The following is a 19,156-nucleotide window of genomic DNA, read 5'->3' as shown; positions in this document are numbered from 1 at the left end:
CTAGATGAGTGCAAGTACTGGAAACAAGTAATCTAGGAGAGAGTCGTAGTAATCGAGAGGACAGAGATGGTCTCCCCGCACAACTCAGGGCCGTCACCAGCACAGGCGGTGTATGCGATCTCCGTTGCCGCGGAGCTGGCCGGCATCGGGGTCCAGACCCTGCGCCTGTACGAGCAGCACGGACTGGTCACGCCCGCGCGTAGCGCCGGCGGCACCCGCCGCTACAGCGGCGAGGACCTGACGCGCCTGCACCGCATCACCACCCTTACCGGCGACGGGGTCAATCTGACAGCGGTGGCTCGCATACTCGAGCTCGAAGACACCGTCGCTCGCCTACGCGCGGAACGCGATCGACTACGCGCCAAGTCGACCTAGCCCGCGTACACATCAGCCAGGCTGCGGCGTTCAGCCCTGCCACCTCGCCGTTCCGAACTGCTCGGTGCCGGCGACGCAGCCGAGTCGTCGCCGAGTCTTTCGCCGCAGCGGCCTCCTGTCGTGCAGCGGCTGTGCGGATTACGCGGCGGCCCGCCTGCGCGGTCACGCCGAGAGTGATGCCCGTGCCGACAGCGATGGCGAGCGAATACGGCAGCGGTGCCAGCGCTGCGAGTGGGTCGCCGGTCTTGGCGATCGCGAAAGGTACGGTGCCGACGACAGCGCCGAGGCTGCCCGCGACGGCGCTGACAGTGATGGCTGCGACGGCTTCACCGATCAACATTCGTCGCGATTGCTCGACCGTTGCCCCGATCAGGTGCATCGAGGCGAACTCGGCATGGCGGCCACCAGATAGTTCACGGCGGCCATCAGTTGCCCGTCACCGCCCTCAGCGCCGTACCGGTTCTCGATGCCCTGCACGGAAAGTGTGCCCGCCGCGACGCCGATGAAGAGGGTCAGGAATGTGACTGCGGGGCGCACCCGCTCGGGCGCGGCGGCGAGAATGAGCGCCGCGAGGTGCCCGGCCGCGCCCGCGCACAGAGCTGGGACCTTTCCGAAGACGAACTCCGTCAAGGTGATCAGCTCCAGCGCGAGCAGGCTCAGTCCCACTGCCACGAGTACGCATCCGGGGCCGGTGAGCGCTTCGTCAAGATATCGGCCGGATCGATGGCGAGAACGGTGAACGAGGACGCGAGTTCGGTTACGAACACCGCGATCGCCGCGACCCGGCGGGTGCGGTTCGTACGACCCCGCGCCCGCGTCTGCGATCGGGCTGAGGGCAGCGATCTCGCAGCTGCCGATCCAGGCGGCGGCGATACCGGCTCCGAGCATCAAGGCCGCCCGAGCAGGGGTAGGCCAGGATCATCTTCTTGCCCCTGCGCCGACTCGGCGGGCGATGGCCTGACCGACTCCACCGACGCGGCGGTAAGGACCTGTCTGCGTGTTCGACTACGATCTCCAGATCGACCACGAACCCGGGTTCGGCCGGTGCCAGTGCGGCGAGTCGACTATCGGCCTGCGACGTCGTCGGTGAAACTACCGTGGAAACCAGGAAATACATGGCTGGTCATACGGGCGATCGCCAACGGCTCGCGTTCGATGTCGGTGGCATCCAGGACAACCAGCGCGGTGCAATGTTCGGCGGCTAGATAAGTTATAGCCAGAATCCATCCGTCGTCCTCTGCGGCAGTTTTCGACCGGGGAACAAATATCGGTTCGCCGGGGAACTCGCCCCCGAGGAAGACGTGACGACGTTCACGACCCGTCCGATGGTCGAATTTCACGATGGCGCCGGAAGTTTCAGGATGGTAGGCAGCGAAGTAGCTGAACCGATGTGGTCGCCCGGTACGTCGTTCATCATGCATGGGAAACTCCACCGACTCGAACTCGCCGATGATCGTGCGCTCGACGTGCCCCGACTTGGTGATCCGCACGCGGGCCGGACGTCCGACGGGTGGCAGCCCGTCGCGGAAGGACTTCAACCCGCTGGTCAAGAATGCGAGCGAGTCGTGACACACGACGTCGAGGACGACATCGCCACCGTCGTCGTACGCGTTGTCGACGTGCACGTAAAGAAATGGGTCGCACTCAACGATCCGGTGACGGCCGCCATCACGCGGCACGAGCACGATCTGCATCCCCTTCTCCGGCCGATAGTCCGCTGCATCGCCATAGGTTCCCCGGCCGAGCACCGCCAGTCCGGCCCCCACCGGGTCGACAATCAGCGGCGCCAAGGCGAATACCAGGTAACGTTCGGTGATTGCGAAGTCATGCTGCACGACAACGTGATCGAGACCGATGGTGCCGATGCGATGCAGCCGACCCGATGGGTCTACCCGAAAACAACGCAGGCCGGCCGGAGTTCGGCGGCCGACTGTCACATCCAGACCGAAGTTGAACATTTCCCCCGTTGCCGGATCGATCTTCGGGTGCGCCGAGAACCGCGACGAGCGGGGCAATTCCCCGCCGAAGTCGCACCGGCCCACAGTGCGCAGATCATCAAGATCGATCTCCCAGGGCCTTCCCACATCACTGAGTGCCAACAGGCGCCGCGCGTGCACCACCGCGTGGGTGTTGGCATTGTCGGCGGGCGGGCGTCCCGCATTCGCCAAGATGCCGGATGCCTGCGTGTACAAGCCTCGCACCCTCGCGCCTCGATCACGTTCCTCTGCAAGGAATTTCGGAGTCCGCACGTACCGCGACCGGAACCGCACCTCGCCGCCGTCGATGACGAACTTCGAGACCAACCCGTCGCCGTCGAAGGCGTGCCCGGCCCAGAACCCCCCAGCCTCCCACCTACTCGGGCCATTGCGATACAGCGTGCCGCGCAAGCCATCCGGCATGGTCCCCGCGACGTTCAGCACGACTTCGTCGGGACACTCCACCGCGGCTTCGAACGCACGATTCAAGGAAATAGGGGTATCAGTAGTTGGCGCCATCGGCTTCCTCCAGCGCGTCTCAGAGTGAGCGAATGAGAGATTGACACATTTATCCTCTCAGCATCCATCATCGGCGTCAATGGAACAACGCGGTCCGAAGTCGGCCCAACATCGCTGAACGCAGTCGGCACACGCCGCGGCCTGGGTACGCAACGCACGCCACGACATGCTCGCCGCCAACACCTAGGCTCGAGCGCTCTACGCACCGCTGCTCGTCTACACCGCACCCGCCGGCACCCCTGCCGCGGACGGACTCGAACTCCTCGCGAGCCTGGCCGCCACCACCGACGGGGCCGACGACGACTCCACGTCGAAAGACGAGCCCAGACCTGGACGACTTTGAGCTGCAAGACAACTCGCCACTTGCACGGTTGGCGCGGTACACATCCGGAGCCGCGATCGCGATCCTCGCCATCACGACTTTCCTGGACTCGACGGCGTGCTGACGGCTCCATGAATAGCGTTCAGGGACAGCAGGACTGCGGCGCGCATAGCGACAAGGGTGCGCCGCTCGTCGAGTGGTATGCGGACACGAACGAGCGGGCGGCACCCTGTAGGGCGCGCACCCGCTCGACGGCAGCGACAGAATTATCGGTCAGTTGCGGAAAGCATCCTTGACCTTCTCACCCGCGGCCTTGAGATTGGACTTGACCTGGTCGCTCTTGCCCTCGTTCTCGAGGTGCTTGTCGTCGACCGCGCTGCCGAACTTCTCCTTCGCCTGACCGGCGAGTTCGTCAGCCTTGTTCTCGGCCTTGTCAGCTGTGCTCATTGTCTAACCCCTTCCAGTCGGGTCCGAACCGCCCTGCTTCTGTCGGGCCAGTCAAGTAACGAATAACCGGCCTGAGCCGAGACAAACACCTGCGGGCACTCACCGGTGCCGCCGGTAACCGCGGTCCGGTCTCTGAGCTGGGACTCAGGCGTGAGGTTCGAGTTGAGATCGCTCGGAGCGGATCCCATTTACACGTAGCCGCCAGCAGCTCCGTCTCCAATAGTCGATGTTTCCGGCGACCAGAGCTGTCTTCGTGACTGAGTGAGGCTCAGTGCGCGAACGGGCGCAGCTGGTCGAAGTATCCGTTGGGCTTGAGCGCGTCGAGATGTCCGAGCGCGGTGGTCATGTCATCGCTCAACGCCCTGGCCATGTCCGCGGAGAACCCTTCCCGCACCACGATGCGTAATACGGCGATATCGGTGGCGTTGTCCGGCATGGTGTACGCGGGTACCTGCCAACCGTAGGCGCGCAACGCTTCCGAGACGTCGAACTCGGTGTAGCCAGGGTTGCCGGACAGTCGGAAGCTGATCACCGGGATCGCCGAGCCGTCGGTGATCACCTCGAAGTGCTCGCCCTTGCGCAGCTGGTCGCCGAGCCATCGCGCGGTCTGGGAGAGGGAATGCATGACCTGGCCGTAGCCGGCGCGGCCGAGCCTCAGGAAGTTGTAGTACTGGCCGATGACCTGATTGCCGGGCCGAGAGAAGTTGAGTGTGAAGGTCGGCATGTCGCCACCCAGATAGTTGACCCGGAAGACCAGGTCGTCTGGCAGGTACTCGGGGCTGCGCCACACCACGAACCCGATGCCGGGATAGGTCAGCCCGTATTTGTGACCACTGACATTGATCGACACCACGCGCGGCAACCGGAAGTCCCACTCCAGCTCGGGATGCACGAAGGGCACCACGAAGCCGCCGCTGGCCGCGTCGACATGCACCGGGATGTCCGGTCCCCCGTCGGCAGCGAGCTTGTCGAGTGCCGCGCAAATATCGCTGATCGGTTCGAGTTCACCGGTGAATGTCGTGCCCAATATGGCCACGACGCCGATGGTGTCCTCGTCGACGTTCTCCAGCACCTGCTCGGGCGTGATGACGTAGCGGTCCTTCTCCATCGGCAGATACCGCGGCTCGACGTCGAAGTAGCGGCAGAACTTCTCCCACACCACCTGGACGTTGGAACCCATCACCATGTTGGGTGTGCGGCCCTTCCACCCGTCGCCGACCTTCTCGCGCCACAGCCACTTCATGGCCAGCCCGGCCAGCATCACCGCCTCGCTGGATCCGATTGTCGACACACCCGTGGCGCTGGACGGGTCGTCGTCGCGCAGACCCTCGGCGTGGAACAGGTCGGCGACCATGCACACACACCGCTGTTCGATCGCGGCGGTCGCGGGGTATTCGTCCTTGTCGATCATGTTCTTGTCGAACGTCTCAGCCATCAGCTTCTCGGCCTGGGGATCCATCCACGTCGACACGAAAGTAGCCAGGTTCAGTCGGCTGCTCCCGTCGAGCATCAGTTCGTCGTGGATGAATCGATAGGCGACATCGGGATCCATACTGTCCGCGGGCATTCGCAGCGCGGGTACCGGATTCATCGACAGCCGCCCGGTATAGGCCGGGGCGATCTGCGGAGCGTGCGTGCGTTTGCGCGACATGGAGATCCCTTCGAGTAGAGACCGGCGATGGCGGCTCGGACATGAGTCAGAACGCCGACGCGAACCTCGGCTCCTTCCAAGACGGCGACAACACCCCGGCGCCGGATGTGCTTCGAATGATGCCGTCGGCGAGTCCCGGCTGCTTCACCCGATTCGGATGAAATAGCGTGCGTGGGTCACCACGCAGCTACGCCCGGCCGACATTCGTCAGGTCGCAAGTATCAACCGATTGCGGGTGACGGCCGCTCGCGATCGGGCGTGGGCTCGGGTGCGAGAACCTCGGACAGAAACCGCAGTTGATCGCTGAGCGCCTGCTTTTGCCATGGACCGTCGTAGACGTCGAAATGATCGAGAGGGTACTCGAGCACCTGAGCTCGCGATTCCACCTTCTGCGCCGCCCGTCGCGCCGCCGCCGGTGGCGCGACGCTGTCGTTGCTGCCGATCTCGAGAAGTATCGGGCAGGACACGCGACCGACGAAGGTGGTCGGCCGGTTCAACCCGATTTCGAGAGCGGTTCGAGCACACACCTCACTGCGCCAGGTGGGTCCCGCGATCGAGGTGGCGCGGGCGGGGAGGTGCAAGGCCGCGCACTGCGTGCCGCGGCTGAGGAAGGTGATCTCGGAGGGAAGCTGGGTATTTTCCGTTGTCCGAAGCCGCATCGCAGGCCGGGTCACGGGTCCGCTGGTGAAGGGTCGGCAGACGGCATCTGTCACACGAGTAGCGCCGAGACTCAGCGGCGAAGACAACTTCCCGGTATTTCGTGACCCCGCAGGTGATCTGGATCACTATTGCTGTTGACCTTAGGTCAGGGTGGAAGCTCGTCGCAGCGGCACGAAGCCGACTGGAAATCGAAGGAGCGAACCACCATGTCGATCACCCTTTCCGGCGATGAGGAGAGCACCCCGCGGACTGCCGCCGCCAGACAAGATCGCCCGGAGTTGCAGAAGGCGATCGAGCAGATCGTCGAGTCCGGGTTCCTCGGAGTGTCGCTGCGCGTGCACGACGAGCGGGGCGAGTGGGTCGGCAGTGCCGGGGTGGCCGAGCTGGGCGGGACGACGAAGCCCCCGATCGACGGGCATGTCCGGATCGCCAGCAACACAAAGACATTCACCGCGGCCCTGGTGCTGCAGCTGGTGTCTGTGGGCACAATCAGCCTCGAGACCCCGGTGGCGGACTATCTGCCCGAGCTCGGGCTGGACGAGCGGATCACGGTGCGGATGCTGTTGCAGCACACCAGCGGGGTGTTCAACTTCACCGGCGAGATGTACGAGGACGGAACGATCGCGCTCGGGATCCCCGCACCGGGCACCCCCCTGGGTAAAGAGTGGGTGGACAACCGATTCCACGCCTACCGGCCGCAGGACCTGGTGGAGCTGGCGCTGTCCAAGCCCGCGCGATTCGAGCCCGGCACGAGCTGGAGCTACTCCAACACCAACTACGTCCTGGCCCGGCTGTTGATCGAAAAGGTCAGCGGCCGCTCCTTCGCCGAGGAGATGCAGCGTCTGATCATCGAACCGCTCGGCCTGTCGGGCACCGTGGTTCCGGAGAACTCACCGGAGATTCCCGAGCCGCACGCCCACGCTTACTACCGGTTCGACGACGACGGCGAGGAGAAGATCGTCGACGTCACCCGGCACAACCCCTCCTGGAACCCGTGCGGCGGTGACATGATCTCGACGACCCGGGATCTGCATACCTTCATCTCCGCGCTGCTCAGCGGCAAGCTCCTTCCCCCGGAGTTGCTGACCCAGATGTGCGCACCGCATCCGACGGGCATCCCGACGATGGACTACGGCCTGGGGGTCTTCGTCCGGGACCTGGGCCCGGACGGCGGCGGCATCGTCATCACTCACAACGGCGGCCATGCGGGCTATGCGACGCTGATGTACGCGACCCCCGACGGCAGCAAGACCATGACCGCCTCGCTGACCTGCGTTGACGACTCAGAGATGTCTGTGGCAGTGCCGTTCCAGACCGCTCAGCAAAAGCTCCTCGACGAGGTGTTCGGAGGCGGTCAGGCCGTGCGAGCGGCCGCCACACAGGGCAGTCTGAGCAGATGAACGACGGGGTCACGATCGGGCAGGCGGCGGCATTCGTCGGTGTCACGGTGAAGACGGTGCGGCACTATCACAAGCTCGGCTTGATCGCGGAGCCCGACCGCGACAGCTCCGGGTTCCGCCGGTACGGGTCAGCAGAGTTATCGCGACTGGTGCAGGTCCGGACGCTGACGGCCGCCGGGGTGCCGCTCGCCGAGGTCGGGCCCCTGCTCGCGGCCGACGCGGTGTCATTCGCTGCCGCACTCGCCGACGTCGGGCGTGCGCTCACCGAACGGATCGAGGATTTGATCGCGCGACGCGACACGCTGGACCGGCTCGCCGCCGGCGACCGGGCGTTGCTGGGCGACCGCGCGGTCGCGTTGCTCGAGCGGATGACCGGCCTCGGCTTCGCCATCGACGAAGTGGCGAAGGCTCAGGAGGGCTGGGTGCTGGCCAAAGCTCTTGTCCCCGATGGCTTCGACGATTACCTCACCCATCTCGAGCACGCGCTCGACGACCCCCACTATGTCGCCTTGATCAAGCGCGCCGCTGAGGCTGTGGCCTGGCAACCGGACGATCCGCGCATCACCGAGCTCGCCACCGCCATGGCCGAGCACTACCTCGCCAACCCCGAGCACCTGAAAATTGTGACCGCCCTGCAAGCACGCACCGATGCCGCGACTCGGTACACGCTCATCGCCCGCCACGGCGAGGATCGGGAATCGGCCACGACCCGAGCAGCCGCGGTTTTCGAGAACGAGCTCCGTGCCGCAGGCATTCATATCCCCAGGCCGCACTCCCATTGACGGTGCGTGCCACTTACCACCGAGGCCGGTCAGGTGCTGTGCGTCGGCTGTTCTGGATCTTCCTTCGCTTGACTCGGCTTCTGATCGGGGTCGATCCTGTCCGCGCGCTCCCATTCTTTGTCCAGGTCGGCGCGCGATTCCGCGGCATCGCTGTGGTGTGCCTGCGCCTGCTGGGCGAGCTGTTCGGCATGAGCAGCTTTGGCGTCGGCTTCGGCCTGTGCCGCACGGCTTCGGGCGGCGATCTCCTCCGCCCGCGCTTCCCGCTGTCCGACTTCGAATTCTTGTTCCGCCGCCCGATCGCGGATTTCCGCCGCGTCGACCCGCCTGTGTTCACGCCGACTGCGCATCAAAGCCACAATGACGGCAGCGAGCACAATGACGACTACGACTGCGACGACGATAGTCACGACTACACTGGTGGTGCTCATTCCGCTACTCCTCGCATCCCCCGTGTTGTCCTTACTCAATCGGAATACCCCCGATTGGAAAGACAAACGATGAGCAGCTAACCGCTTCCATCCGACATCGCATCCCGAAATGTTGATGCGAAGGGACGAGGCGCCTCAGGCCAGTGCTACATCGTCGGGGCCGACCAGCTGATACTGGGCCAGGACTCGGGCAGATGGATAGATCCATCGAGTATCAACCGCACCATATCTTCGTAGCCTTCGCGCATTTCGGCGAGATGGTTCCACGCTCGGTGCCGTTGATTGGTGTCTCGAGTGTTGTGTAGCGCCCAGTGAGCGCAGGCAGCGGCCTCGGCGACACGACCGATTATCCCGCCCACCGAATCGAGTCCGCGCGGAACACCTGGGCGCGGCCGCGGAAGCCGGGCGGTGATCCAGACGTCTATGTCGTGCACGACCTCGACAATCTGCTGGCCGACGCGAACCGCAGTGGGCTCGGCCAGCCAGTCCCGATACAACGATCCGAGAGTGCGCGCCCATCGCGCCAACGGCAGATCACAGTCGGTACGTCCATGAATCGCGGCCACCAACTCCTGTGGCGAGAGGAACGGCCCGTGTTGGGATGAGATCGAATAGCGCGGAATCGGCAGATTTCCTTCACTGAACAAAGCAACTCCTGACCGGGCAGCGCGAGTAGACGCATGTCCGCCGGGCACCGCGCCGGCGCAACGGGCTATTACAGATTGCGATACACGCCACAACAAGCTACCAGCGAGTAGGCCATGGTGGCCGTGGCCGGTTCGCACTCTCAACAAACCCTTACATCTGGCGCCGGCCTGGGAACCTCTCCTGAATCCCGACCTCGACGATGGCTGCCGGTCGCAGGCGACCGGCAGCCCGAGATCACAGATCCGATGTCAGCGGGTTGCCCTCGGGGATCGTCCCGCAGCTCGACCCGGCGGACTCACCCGCGAATCGGGCATCGATCCACGAGACGGCGCCGACGCTCCACACACCCAACGTCGGAATATGGCTGAGCTCGTCGTACTGCCGGTATTCGACGAAGGGGTTTCCGTCCGCGCAGTACTGTCGGGCGAGGCTGCGGACATCACCGGCGACCATGACACCGTCACCGGCGCCGACCGACGGCCTGCTGCCATCGGTGCCTTCCAGAACGCCGTTGGCGCCCTGGGCGATGTAGAGCGGGATGGTCGGTGTCGGTGCGTTCGCGAGGTTGACCTTGCCGACCACTTCGACAAGGGGCACAACAGTATTGGGGTCGAGGTACTCCGGCTTGACCATCTGCTGCCAGCTCAGGCCGGGGTACTGGAACAGCACGTTGGCGATCGACGCGGACCGGAGTGCGGCGACTATCTGTGCGCCGTAAGGGCTCAGGTAGGTCGAGAAATCGATGTCATAGGAGCGGGCGACACCGATGATCGCCATGGCGGCCACACCGGACCAGCCGACGCTGCCGCTGACGTAGCGCAGGTTGTGCGCAGGATCTACCAGCAGACCACCCTGGGTCGCGCCGACGAGGTTCGCGTTCACTTCGGGGGCGTATTCCGGTGCCAGCGCCGCGGCCCAGTCGGTCGCAATCGCGCCGCCGGAGTAGCCGACCAGGCCGATTCGCGTCTGGGCCGTGAGCCCAGTGGCCTCGGAACGGACTGCCGCCCGGATCGAGTCGAGTGTGTTCATGCCGTACTCGGGGCCCGCCGCGAAATTCGCCTGCTGCCCTTCGGTATCGGCGATGATCACCGTGTAACCGCGGGCGAGGATGTCGGCGATCACCGTGGCCTCCGAGGTGAGCACCATGCCACCGAAGCTGACATCACCGGCGATCGAACGCGAGGGACCGTGCTCCGGGTCGAGCGAGTCGTAGAAGGACTGGTAGGCGACCGCCCGTGTCGGGTCCACTCCACCGGGCGGGATCAAGATGGAGGTCACGTTGGCACTGGGTCGGTACCGGGCGTCGGTCGTCCGGTACAGCAATTGCACCGCGGTGATCGGCGTGGGGATGCCGGCGAGGTGATAGGTCGTGGTCCGGCTGTCCAGGACGGTGCCGGGCTCCACTTCGGCCAGCGACAAGCTGTCGCGGTAGCTGTAGAACGGGTCCGATACCGCATACACCGGTGGTGCGAACACTGTTGTCGAGGCGAACGCCACCGACAGCGCGGCAATCGCCGACATCATCGGGGCGATCGAGCGTGCATTCTTCAAGAATTTCCCCTGAAATCAGAAACCTGGTACCGGATGAAATCCAGCAGCCATTTCGAACGAGGCCGAGGGCGGGATCGACACGAATACCCGACCACAACCGGACACAGATATCCGGTTGCTGGAACGTATTCTTAACGCAATCGTCTCGCTAGTCAAGTACGCGAGTTCTAGTCACACAGGGCGCGCTGCAACAGTCCCCAACATTTGTCCGCCACCCATGCTCGTTCAGATTCCGGCGTCTTGTTCAGCAGCGCTCCCAGCATTCCCACGGCCAGGAAGATCTCCTCGGCCGTGACGCCCCGGCGCACGCTCCCGCGACGACTGTCGTCGGCGAGCTTCTCGTCGAACAAGGCATACAGGCGGCCGATGATGCCCGTCAGGCGCGGGTCGCTGCTGTCCGCGAGACGAAACAGGTCGAACAGCACCGCGACCTCGACTATCTGGTCGACGATCTCGGCCAGCAGTTCGTCCAGAGTCGAGTCGACATTGGCGACCATCGACTCCAGCTGGCCGAGGTTCTCCTCGAAGACCGCGAGAATAATCGCCTCACGGCTCGGAAAGTGCCGGTACAGGCTGCCTTGACCCACTCCCGCCGTGCGCGCGATCAGGTTCAGCGGAGCGTCCAGCCCGTGCTCGGCGAACGTGGCCTTCGCCGCGACGAGCAGGGCGACGCGATTCTCCGCGGCAGCAGCGGGTCCCCTGTTGGCACGGCGTGGCGAGCTCATCCGGGCAACGTTACCCACCAGCCGATCCAGTCCGGCGCCGAACGGCGCCGCAAGTGTCGGCAATCTGCGCGCCCAGGTGCCCGACAACGCGGGCGGATCACCCCGACATCGAGCCGTTGACTCCCCCGATCACCTACCGCAGTTCTATTCGAATACCGAGAATTGGCAGCCGACGAACTAATGTATTTCGAGTATCAAACAATTCAGCCGACGCCAGACGGATTCCGGGACGACGCTGTCCGGAGTATTTACGCCGCCCGGCGTTGACCGATTCTAATGTAGCAGCGACACCCTGACCTACCAACTGAATATTTCAAATTTGTTCGCCTTTCCAAGCACGAATGCACGATTCGTACGCCCCCACAATCCCTACCGTCGAACATCCCAGACCAGGAATTATCCGGACACAACAGTCCGGTTGCGCTAGGGTGCAACTATGCTGGTATCCGCTCCCTCCGACACCACATCCGCGCAGCCCGCACGGCCCGACTACCACCTGACCGTGCGGTGAAGACGGCGATCCCGCGCACGGAACGCCACGGTGGCGAGTCGACGCCCACCCCTGTGGCGAACAAGGCATCGGCGGTCGAATGGCTCGCGGCTTTCGCGCTGCGGATGCGATCGGAGTCCGAGTCCGAACTGATCTTGTCCGCTGTCGACTCCGCGATCCAGGAGACGTTCCCGCACTACCTCGCCGATGTCGAGGTCCATCGGGAAGTCCGGGCAGCCACCAGAGCCCATTGGCTGGGCTTCCTCGCGGTGATCGGGCGCACGCAGTTCGAGGCACGTCCACCCACCGAGGCCATGGACGGCGCGCGGACCGTGGCGCGCCGCGGCTACGGCGTTGACATGCTGCTCAAGACCTACCGAGCCGCGCAGCGGGGGTTGTGGCGATACATCACCCAGGTGCTCCACCAGCAGATCCCCGATCCTGAGCTGCGCGGGGCCGTGCTGGTCATCTTCTGGGAACACAGCACGCAGTGGCTCGATACCTGCCTCGACGGCATCGTCGCCGCGTATATGGACGAGCGTGAGCACCACACCCGCAACTTCGACGCCCAGCGCACAGAGATCGTTCAGGCCATCCTGCGCGGGGAGCCGGCGCCGTCAGCCGATTCGCCCGACTATCTCGGATACCCGATGGACAACTCCCATGTCGCGATCGTTCTCTGGACCGACCGCGAGGTGCCCGCTCGACACGCGACCGGTCTGCTTCGCGAGCGCGCGTCCCACATCGCCTACGCCCTCGGGGCGCCACCGCCGCTGCTGATCAGCAGCGGCGTCCACGGCCTGTGGGCCTGGATGGCAACCTCGCATCTCCCGGACATCGCTGATGTACCGGTGCCGCCGATCGCGCACATTCATCTCGCGATCGGTACCCCGCGTTCCGGACTGGCGGGCTTTCGGCGCAGCCACCTGGAAGCCGGTGCCGCTCAGCGGATCGCGACCAGCGCGCGAAATACGAGCGCGGTCACCTTCTACCGGGACGTCGACCTGGTCTGCTTGCTCACCGGCGACGGAGATATCGACTCCGTGCGCGCGCTCATCGAGCGCGAACTCGGCCAACTCGCCGATCGGAGCGAGCCGACCGCCCGCCTTCGCGACACGGTGCTCGAATTCCTGTGCGCCGGAGGCAATATCGACGCGACCGCGAGTCTGCTCGGAGTGCACGGCAACACGGTCCGGTATCGGCTCAGACAGGCGGAGCGCCGCCTGGGTCATACGATCGAGAGCCGACGGGTCCACATCGAGCTCGCGCTGCGCTGTCTCAGCGTCTACGGCGACGAACTACTCCCAGCATTGTAGGCCGACAGGTGCCGGGCGGGCGGCGCCGTGCCACTGTGCGACGTGGTCGACCCAGACGGCGCGACGTCGCTCGTCGCTCATCGCCAACAGCCTGGTCAGTCTCGCGCCCTGCACCTCGTCGACCGGAGTGAAGATCTGCACCCAGGCGCCGTCGATCAGCGGCAGGGACAGGTTGGTGAGATGCAGGGTGATCGATCCGATGGCCAGGTGCCGAGCTTCTTTGATCAAGCTGATCGGCACCGCCACATCGTTGCTCGCCCACAGCGTCGCGAAAGCGGGGCTGTCGGTACACAATCCGTGGACCAAGCCCTGCCATGTCGGGTCGTCGAAGTGCTTGGCGTAGGCGCCGCGCAGGTAGGCCACCATCCTGCGTAGGTCATCAGTGTTGTGCGCGTAGGGGTTACAGCAATCGGGCGTCGTGAACACCCGGCGCAGCACATTGTCGGTGAAACAGGGAAACAATGCCCGATAGGCTCCATTGTGGGCCAGCACATCGAATTTCGGGCTCACCAACACCGCGGGCAACGGATCCAGCTGGTCGAGGATGAGCGGTACGCCCGGCGGAATCGCGGCTTCGGCGACCGCCTCGCTCGGCACGGTCGGCAGGTCAGCCAGGCTGTAGAGGTGGGCCTTCTCCGCCTGATCGAGTCGCAGCGTACGCGACACCGCATCCAGCACTTGAATACTGGCATTGATTGGCCTGCCTTGTTCGAGCCACGTGTACCAGGTGATGCCGATTCCGGAGAGCTGGGCGACCTCCTCGCGGCGAAGCCCCGGCGTGCGCCTGCGGGGACCCGGCGGCAGACCGACGTCACCAGGGGTGATCTTGGCGCGACGGGATTTCAGGAACGCACCGAGTTGGGCTCGGCGTTCGGTGCGCACCGAACGCAGGTCGACCACTTCCCTCATCCCACCATCGTCGCCGATGCCGATCCCGGTATCCAGGTGGTACTGGTACCCGGATCGGCGTGGGCGCCGGTCGTCAGCGGGCGATGGCCAGGTACTGCACCTCCTGGTATTCCTCCAGCCCGGTGCTGCCGCCTTCTCGGCCCAGCCCGGAGGACTTCATCCCGCCGAAGGGTGCGGCCGGGTCGGAGATCGCGCCGGTGTTGACGCCGACCATGCCGGTCTGGAGTGCCTCGGCGAAATCGAGGGTGTCGCCGAAGTTTTCACCGAACACGTAACCGGCCAAGCCGGAGTCGGTGTCGTTGGCCAGGTGCAGTGCCTCCGCCGGGTCGGTGAAGGTGCGGATCGCGGTGACGGGGCCGAATACCTCCGAATTCCACAGGCGGGTCCGGGTGTCGACGTCGGTCAGGACCGCGGGTCGGAGGAAGTGCCCGGATCCGTCGATCTCGGCGCCGACGGTGTGCAGGTGTGCGCCCTGGCTGACCGCTTCCTCGATGAGCGCGGTGATCCGCCGCACCGCCGCGTCGTCGATCACGGGTCCGATGCGGGTGGATTCGTCGAGGCCCTCGCCCACCGGCAGCGCGGCGACGGCGGTGCGGAATCGTTCGGTGAACTCCGCTGCCAACGAGTCGTGAACCAGGAAGCGGTCGGCGGCGACGCAGGTCTGTCCGGCGTTGCGCAGTTTGGCGAGCACCGCGCCGTCGACGGCCTTGTCCAGATCGGCGGACTCCAGCACGACGAAGGGCGCGTTGCCGCCGAGTTCCATCGAGGCCCGCAGGACTCCTTGCGCGGCTTGTCCGAGCAGGGTGCGGCCGACGGCGGTGGAGCCGGTGAAGGTGATCTTGCGTAGCCGCCGGTCGGCCAGAATCGGCGCCGACACCAGCGGCGCGCGCGAGGTCGTCACACAGTTGACGACTCCCGGTGGCAGTCCTGCTTCGACTAGGATCCGCATGAATTCCAGTGCGGTGAGCGGGGTCTGGGGCGCGGGCTTGAGCACGACGGTGCAGCCCGCGGCGAGCGCGGGGGCCACCTTGCGGGTGACCATGGCCAGGGGGAAATTCCACGGTGTGATCGCGTAGACCGGGCCGACCGGCTGTTTCCGGACAGCGGTGCGGCGGCCGCCGCTCGGTGCCGGGAAGTAGGCACCGCTGCCGCGGGTGGTCTCCTCGGCGAACCAGCGCAGGAACTCGGCGCCGTAGGCGACTTCGCCGCGTGCCTCGGCGAGCGGCTTGCCCACTTCCAGGGTGATCGTGCGCGCGATCCGCTCGGCGTCGGCATGGAGCAGGCGGAACGCGCGCAGGAGGATGTCGCTGCGCCGGCGCGCATCGGTGGCCGCCCAGTCCTGCTGCGCGCCGGCCGCGGCGTCCAACGCGGCCAGGGCTGTCACGTCGTCGCCGTCGGCGACGGTCGCGATCTGCGCACCGGTGGCGGGGTTGCGCACGGGCATCGTCGTCGTGCTGTCCACCCAGTGGCCGCCGAGGAACTGGGCGACCGGGAGGTCGGAAAGAGTGGATTTCATCGTGTGCGCCTTTCCGGTGCGAAGACGATCACCTGGCGCACAGCAGCGCCGTCGGCGAGCTGATCCATCGCCTCGTTGAGGTCGTCGAGTCCGATGCGGGCGGAGATCAGTTTCTCGACCGGCAGCCGACCTGCCCGCCACATCTGCTCGTAGCGAGGGATGTCGCGCGCCGGTACGGCCGAGCCGAGGTAGCTTCCGACCACGGTGCGGGCCTCCGCGGTGAACATCAGCGGTGACAGCGTCACGGTGGCCGACGGGGCGGGCAGGCCGACCGTGACGGTGGTTCCACCGGCAGCGGTGGCCAGAAAGGCGGTTTCGAAAGCGGCAGGGTGACCGGCGCACTCGATCACGTAGCGCGCTCGAATTTCTTGCGCCGCAACCTGTTCGGGTGTGTAGGTTTCGGTGGCGCCGAGGTCGCGGGCGGCCTCGAGCTTGGCGGGCAGGCGGTCGACCGCCACGATGCGCCGCACGCCGATCGCGGCCGCGGTGAGCAGCGCGGCCATTCCCACACCACCGAGCCCGACCACCATCAGGTCGTCCTCGGGCGCCGGGTCGGCGACATTGAGTACGGCGCCACCGCCGGTGAGCACGGCGCATCCCAACAGTGCCGCCACCTCCGGCGGCACATCAGGGCCGACCGCGACGACCGAAGCCTGGTCGATCACGGCGTGCGTCGCGAATCCGGAGACGCCGAGGTGATGGCGCACCGGCTGTCCGGCCCTGGTCAGTCTGCCGGGGTGGTGCAGGAGTTCACCCGCGGTGTTGGCTCGGGTTCCTTCGGTGCAGGGCAGCGCCCCGCCGCGGGCGCACGCCGCGCAGCGCTCGCAACGCGGCAGAAACGACATGACCACCCGGTCGCCGACGGCCAGATCGTCGACCTGCTCGCCGATCGTCACCACGATGCCCGCCGCTTCGTGACCGAGCAGCATGGGTAGCGGGCGCAACCGATTGCCGTCGACCACACTGAGATCGGAGTGGCACACACCGGCTGCTTCGATGCGGACCAGCACCTCGGTCGGACCCGGTTCGTCGAGTTCGAGGTCGTAGACCCCGATCGGGCGCGACGACGCGAAGGGCCGTGGCCGGTCGGGGTGGTCGAGGACCGCGCCACGGATGCGCATCAGATCTCCGCCTTCTCGGGCTCGGCCAGCAGACCCGACAGGTAACGCAAGTGATCGCTGGTGTCGCCGAGGGTGTGCTCGATGGTGGTGAGCCGCGCGGTGTAGTGGCCGACCGGGTATTCGGCGGTCATGCCGATGCCGCCGTGCAGCTGGATCGCCTGTTGGCCGATGTGTTTGCCCGAGAGGTCGATCCGCCGCTTCGCGCGGGAGGCCACCGTCGGGTCGACTACTCCGTCCGCCAGGGACATCGCCGCGTACAGGCTCATGCTGCGGGCCAGTTCCAGCGAGACGTACATGTCCGCGGCTCGGTGGGTGAGGGTCTGGAAGGTGCGCAGTGCGACACCGAACTGCTTGCGGGTCTTCAGATATTCGGTGGTGAGGCGCAGCGCCTCGGCCATCGCACCGACCGCTTCGGCACCCAGTGCGGCTTGGGTGGTGATCACGGCTTCGTCGATGACCGCACTGGCGTCGAGGCTGGTGCCGAGCAGTTCGGCGGGCGCATTACGCAATTCGATATCGGCGCCGCGGCGCCCGTCGTAGGTGCGGTAGGCGGTGCGCACGACCGCCGTGTCACGGGCGTCGACCAGGAACAGGGCGGTCTCGCCGGTGGGCACCACGGCCGAGACGATCAGCCGGTCGGCCCGATCCCCATAGGACACAGGGCTTTTGCGCCCGGTCAGCGTCCACTGGTTTCCGTTGTCCAGCGCCAGGGTTTCCACCTGCGTGTACGGCCAACGGAGCCCGGGCTCGGCCTGGGCGAAGGCGAACAGCTGCTCGCCGTCGACGATGCCGGGCAGCAGGGCCGCGCGCTGGTCCGGGGTGCCTGCCCGGCCGATCATGAGGGCGGGCAGCAGGGCACAGTCGAAGACCGGTTCCGGCGCCAGGGTGCGGCCCAGTTCCTCCAGGGCGAGCATGGTTTCGATGGGGCCGCCGCCGATGCCGCCGTCCTCGGCCGACACGGTCAGCCCGAGCAGACCGATCTCGGCGAAGGCCGCCCACACCTTCGGATCCCAGCCGGGATCATCGGCGATCACCTCCGCGCGGCGCTCGTGGGTGTAGTGGCGGGTGAGCACGCTGCGCACGGTGTCGCGCAGCATGGTCTGTTCAGTGGTGAAGGTGAAATCCATGGCGAGTACTCACAGTCCGAGGATGGTCGAGGCGATGATGGTGCGCTGCACTTCGTTCGATCCTCCGTAGATGGAGGTCTTGCGGTAGTTGAGGTATCCGGCGATCGTGCGGCGCGCCCAGTCGTCGGTCTCGCCCACCCGGGCCACGGCGGCGGGGCCCGCGATGTCGACGAGCAGTTCGGTGACGGCCTGCTGTAGTTCGGTGCCGCGCAGTTTGAGAATCGAGGAGACGGGGTTCGGGGCACCGCCGCTCGAGCTCGCCGCGACCCTCAGCTGCACCAGCTCCAGTGCCAGCAGCTCGTTGTCGAGGTCGGCGATCCGGGCCGCGAAGGCCGCGTCGTCGAGGAGCGTGCCGGTGCCGAGCCTGGTCTGGGCGGCGTATTCCTTCGCCAACTCCAGGCGAACCTTGGTCTGCCCGACCGCGGCGATGCCGGTGCGTTCGTTGCCGAGCAGGAATTTGGCGTAGGTCCAGCCCTGGTTCTCCTGGCCGACCAGCTGGTCGGCCGGGACGCGCACGTTCTCCAGGAACACCTCGTTGACCTCGAAGCCACCGTCGATCAGTTCGATCGGCCGCACCGTCACCCCGGGGGTGTCCATGGCGAACAGCAGCATCGAGATGCCCGCCTGCTTCTTCGGTGCGGTGGGGTCGGTGCGGACCAGGCAGAACATCCAGTCCGCGCTCTGAGCGGCGGTGGTCCAGGTCTTCTGCCCGTTGACCACGTAGTGGTCACCGTCGCGCACCGCGACGGTGCGCAGCGAGGCCAGATCGGATCCGGCGTCGGGCTCGGAGAAGCCCTGGCACCACCAGATGTCGAGATTCGCCGTCGCGGGCAGGAATCGCTGCTTGAGCTCGGGCGAGGCGAACTCGGCGAGCACCGGGCCGATCATGTTGGCGTTGAAGGTGAGCGGCTCGGGCACCGAGGCGAGCTGCATTTCGTGATGCCAGATGTGGTGCTGCACCGCCGACCAGTCCCGCCCGCCCCATTCGACGGGCCAGTTCGGTACGGCCAGCCCGGCGCTGTTGAGGATGCGCTGGGTGCTGACGTAGTCGTTCTTGCTCAGCTCGTGCATGTGCCGGTTCCGCCGGCGGATGTCCGCGGGGATCTCACGGTCGAAGAAGGCACGCAGCTCGTCGCGGAAGGCGAGCTCGTCCTCGGTGAAGGCCAGTTGCATGGTCCAGTATGTTACATAGA

19 protein-coding genes are annotated in these 19,156 nt (G+C 65.9%); 4 read left to right on the top strand and 15 right to left on the bottom strand.

What is annotated here, in order from left to right:
- Positions 1–66: 66 nt before the first annotated feature.
- Positions 67–375: a MerR family transcriptional regulator gene (locus tag NS1_RS33125; RefSeq protein WP_056817405.1), complete on the top strand. Its 309-nt coding sequence runs from the start codon at positions 67–69 to the stop codon at positions 373–375.
- On the opposite strand, the gene NS1_RS42560 is transcribed toward NS1_RS33125, so the two are convergent.
- From NS1_RS42560 to NS1_RS33095, 6 genes are all read right to left on the bottom strand, one after another.
- Positions 281–715 carry a hypothetical protein gene (locus tag NS1_RS42560; RefSeq protein WP_373864382.1) on the bottom strand — a complete coding sequence of 145 codons (435 nt, stop codon included), beginning with the start codon at positions 713–715 and terminating at the stop codon, positions 281–283. The two genes, NS1_RS33125 and NS1_RS42560, sit on opposite strands and share 95 nt — an antisense overlap.
- A gap of 29 nt (positions 716–744) precedes the next feature.
- Positions 745–1,047 carry a hypothetical protein gene (locus tag NS1_RS40500; protein ID WP_157125515.1) on the bottom strand — a complete coding sequence of 101 codons (303 nt, stop codon included), beginning with the start codon at positions 1,045–1,047 and terminating at the stop codon, positions 745–747.
- A 392-nt stretch (positions 1,048–1,439) separates the two neighbouring features.
- On the bottom strand, positions 1,440–2,840 hold the full coding sequence (locus NS1_RS33110) for a carotenoid oxygenase family protein (protein WP_062990893.1): 1,401 nt from the start codon (positions 2,838–2,840) through the stop codon (positions 1,440–1,442).
- A gap of 625 nt (positions 2,841–3,465) precedes the next feature.
- Positions 3,466–3,639 (bottom strand): CsbD family protein, encoded by a 174-nt coding sequence (locus tag NS1_RS33105; protein WP_062990891.1) that lies wholly within the window; start codon positions 3,637–3,639, stop codon positions 3,466–3,468.
- 268 nt (positions 3,640–3,907) lie between these two features.
- Positions 3,908–5,290: a glutamate decarboxylase gene (gene gad / locus NS1_RS33100; protein ID WP_062990889.1), complete on the bottom strand. Its 1,383-nt coding sequence runs from the start codon at positions 5,288–5,290 to the stop codon at positions 3,908–3,910.
- 221 nt (positions 5,291–5,511) lie between these two features.
- Positions 5,512–5,949, bottom strand: a complete 438-nt coding sequence (locus NS1_RS33095; protein WP_062990887.1) for a hypothetical protein — start codon at positions 5,947–5,949, stop codon at positions 5,512–5,514.
- 207 nt (positions 5,950–6,156) lie between these two features.
- Here NS1_RS33095 and NS1_RS33090 point away from each other — a divergent pair, with 207 nt between their 5' ends.
- Positions 6,157–7,350 (top strand): serine hydrolase domain-containing protein, encoded by a 1,194-nt coding sequence (locus tag NS1_RS33090; protein ID WP_062990885.1) that lies wholly within the window; start codon positions 6,157–6,159, stop codon positions 7,348–7,350.
- Entirely contained in the window at positions 7,347–8,132 is a 786-nt protein-coding gene (locus NS1_RS33085; RefSeq protein WP_062990883.1) for a MerR family transcriptional regulator, read from the top strand. The genes NS1_RS33090 and NS1_RS33085 overlap by 4 nt, the downstream gene beginning before the upstream one ends.
- A 29-nt stretch (positions 8,133–8,161) precedes the next feature.
- Here the strand turns inward: NS1_RS33085 and NS1_RS33080 are convergent, their stop codons facing one another.
- The 4 genes from NS1_RS33080 to NS1_RS33065 all read right to left on the bottom strand — a co-directional run bounded on the left by NS1_RS33080 (position 8,162) and on the right by NS1_RS33065 (position 11,484).
- Positions 8,162–8,560: a hypothetical protein gene (locus NS1_RS33080; RefSeq protein WP_062990881.1), complete on the bottom strand. Its 399-nt coding sequence runs from the start codon at positions 8,558–8,560 to the stop codon at positions 8,162–8,164.
- 146 nt (positions 8,561–8,706) lie between these two features.
- Positions 8,707–9,207, bottom strand: a complete 501-nt coding sequence (locus NS1_RS33075) for a hypothetical protein (protein ID WP_062990879.1) — start codon at positions 9,205–9,207, stop codon at positions 8,707–8,709.
- Positions 9,208–9,442: 235 nt separating this feature from the next.
- Complete coding sequence (locus NS1_RS33070; RefSeq protein WP_255284783.1) at positions 9,443–10,759, bottom strand: lipase family protein; 1,317 nt, start codon at positions 10,757–10,759, stop codon at positions 9,443–9,445.
- A gap of 167 nt (positions 10,760–10,926) precedes the next feature.
- Positions 10,927–11,484: a TetR/AcrR family transcriptional regulator gene (locus tag NS1_RS33065; protein WP_062990875.1), complete on the bottom strand. Its 558-nt coding sequence runs from the start codon at positions 11,482–11,484 to the stop codon at positions 10,927–10,929.
- 507 nt (positions 11,485–11,991) lie between these two features.
- Between NS1_RS33065 and NS1_RS33060 the strand changes: the two genes are divergently transcribed.
- Positions 11,992–13,290 (top strand): PucR family transcriptional regulator, encoded by a 1,299-nt coding sequence (locus tag NS1_RS33060; protein ID WP_062990873.1) that lies wholly within the window; start codon positions 11,992–11,994, stop codon positions 13,288–13,290.
- On the opposite strand, the gene NS1_RS33055 is transcribed toward NS1_RS33060, so the two are convergent.
- The 5 genes from NS1_RS33055 to NS1_RS33035 all read right to left on the bottom strand — a co-directional run bounded on the left by NS1_RS33055 (position 13,273) and on the right by NS1_RS33035 (position 19,136).
- On the bottom strand, positions 13,273–14,199 hold the full coding sequence (locus tag NS1_RS33055) for a helix-turn-helix transcriptional regulator (protein WP_062990871.1): 927 nt from the start codon (positions 14,197–14,199) through the stop codon (positions 13,273–13,275). The genes NS1_RS33060 and NS1_RS33055 overlap by 18 nt on opposite strands.
- 73 nt (positions 14,200–14,272) lie before the next feature.
- Positions 14,273–15,715 (bottom strand): NAD-dependent succinate-semialdehyde dehydrogenase, encoded by a 1,443-nt coding sequence (locus NS1_RS33050; protein WP_062990869.1) that lies wholly within the window; start codon positions 15,713–15,715, stop codon positions 14,273–14,275.
- Entirely contained in the window at positions 15,712–16,836 is a 1,125-nt protein-coding gene (locus tag NS1_RS33045) for an alcohol dehydrogenase catalytic domain-containing protein (protein ID WP_062990867.1), read from the bottom strand. Before NS1_RS33045 ends, NS1_RS33050 begins: the two co-directional genes overlap by 4 nt.
- Positions 16,836–17,963 carry an acyl-CoA dehydrogenase family protein gene (locus NS1_RS33040; RefSeq protein ID WP_062990865.1) on the bottom strand — a complete coding sequence of 376 codons (1,128 nt, stop codon included), beginning with the start codon at positions 17,961–17,963 and terminating at the stop codon, positions 16,836–16,838. Before NS1_RS33040 ends, NS1_RS33045 begins: the two co-directional genes overlap by 1 nt.
- 9 nt (positions 17,964–17,972) lie before the next feature.
- Entirely contained in the window at positions 17,973–19,136 is a 1,164-nt protein-coding gene (locus tag NS1_RS33035) for an acyl-CoA dehydrogenase family protein (protein ID WP_062990863.1), read from the bottom strand.
- Between the last annotated feature and the right edge of the window lie 20 nt (positions 19,137–19,156).

Source organism: Nocardia salmonicida NBRC 13393, from assembly GCF_001613085.1.
Lineage (GTDB): Bacteria > Actinomycetota > Actinomycetes > Mycobacteriales > Mycobacteriaceae > Nocardia > Nocardia salmonicida.
This window is presented reverse-complemented; position numbering and strand designations above follow the sequence as displayed.

Coding starts and splice junctions, on each gene's coding strand:
- NS1_RS33085 (WP_062990883.1), top strand. CDS start 7,347: ATGAACGACGGGGTCACGATCGGGCAGGCGGCGGCATTCGTCGGTGTC.
- NS1_RS33080 (WP_062990881.1), bottom strand. CDS start 8,560: ATGAGCACCACCAGTGTAGTCGTGACTATCGTCGTCGCAGTCGTAGTC.
- NS1_RS33095 (WP_062990887.1), bottom strand. CDS start 5,949: ATGCGGCTTCGGACAACGGAAAATACCCAGCTTCCCTCCGAGATCACC.
- NS1_RS33105 (WP_062990891.1), bottom strand. CDS start 3,639: ATGAGCACAGCTGACAAGGCCGAGAACAAGGCTGACGAACTCGCCGGT.
- NS1_RS33050 (WP_062990869.1), bottom strand. CDS start 15,715: ATGAAATCCACTCTTTCCGACCTCCCGGTCGCCCAGTTCCTCGGCGGC.
- NS1_RS33065 (WP_062990875.1), bottom strand. CDS start 11,484: ATGAGCTCGCCACGCCGTGCCAACAGGGGACCCGCTGCTGCCGCGGAG.
- NS1_RS33035 (WP_062990863.1), bottom strand. CDS start 19,136: ATGCAACTGGCCTTCACCGAGGACGAGCTCGCCTTCCGCGACGAGCTG.
- NS1_RS33055 (WP_062990871.1), bottom strand. CDS start 14,199: ATGAGGGAAGTGGTCGACCTGCGTTCGGTGCGCACCGAACGCCGAGCC.
- gad (WP_062990889.1), bottom strand. CDS start 5,290: ATGTCGCGCAAACGCACGCACGCTCCGCAGATCGCCCCGGCCTATACC.
- NS1_RS42560 (WP_373864382.1), bottom strand. CDS start 715: ATGTTGATCGGTGAAGCCGTCGCAGCCATCACTGTCAGCGCCGTCGCG.
- NS1_RS33090 (WP_062990885.1), top strand. CDS start 6,157: ATGTCGATCACCCTTTCCGGCGATGAGGAGAGCACCCCGCGGACTGCC.
- NS1_RS33040 (WP_062990865.1), bottom strand. CDS start 17,963: ATGGATTTCACCTTCACCACTGAACAGACCATGCTGCGCGACACCGTG.
- NS1_RS33125 (WP_056817405.1), top strand. CDS start 67: ATGGTCTCCCCGCACAACTCAGGGCCGTCACCAGCACAGGCGGTGTAT.
- NS1_RS33045 (WP_062990867.1), bottom strand. CDS start 16,836: ATGCGCATCCGTGGCGCGGTCCTCGACCACCCCGACCGGCCACGGCCC.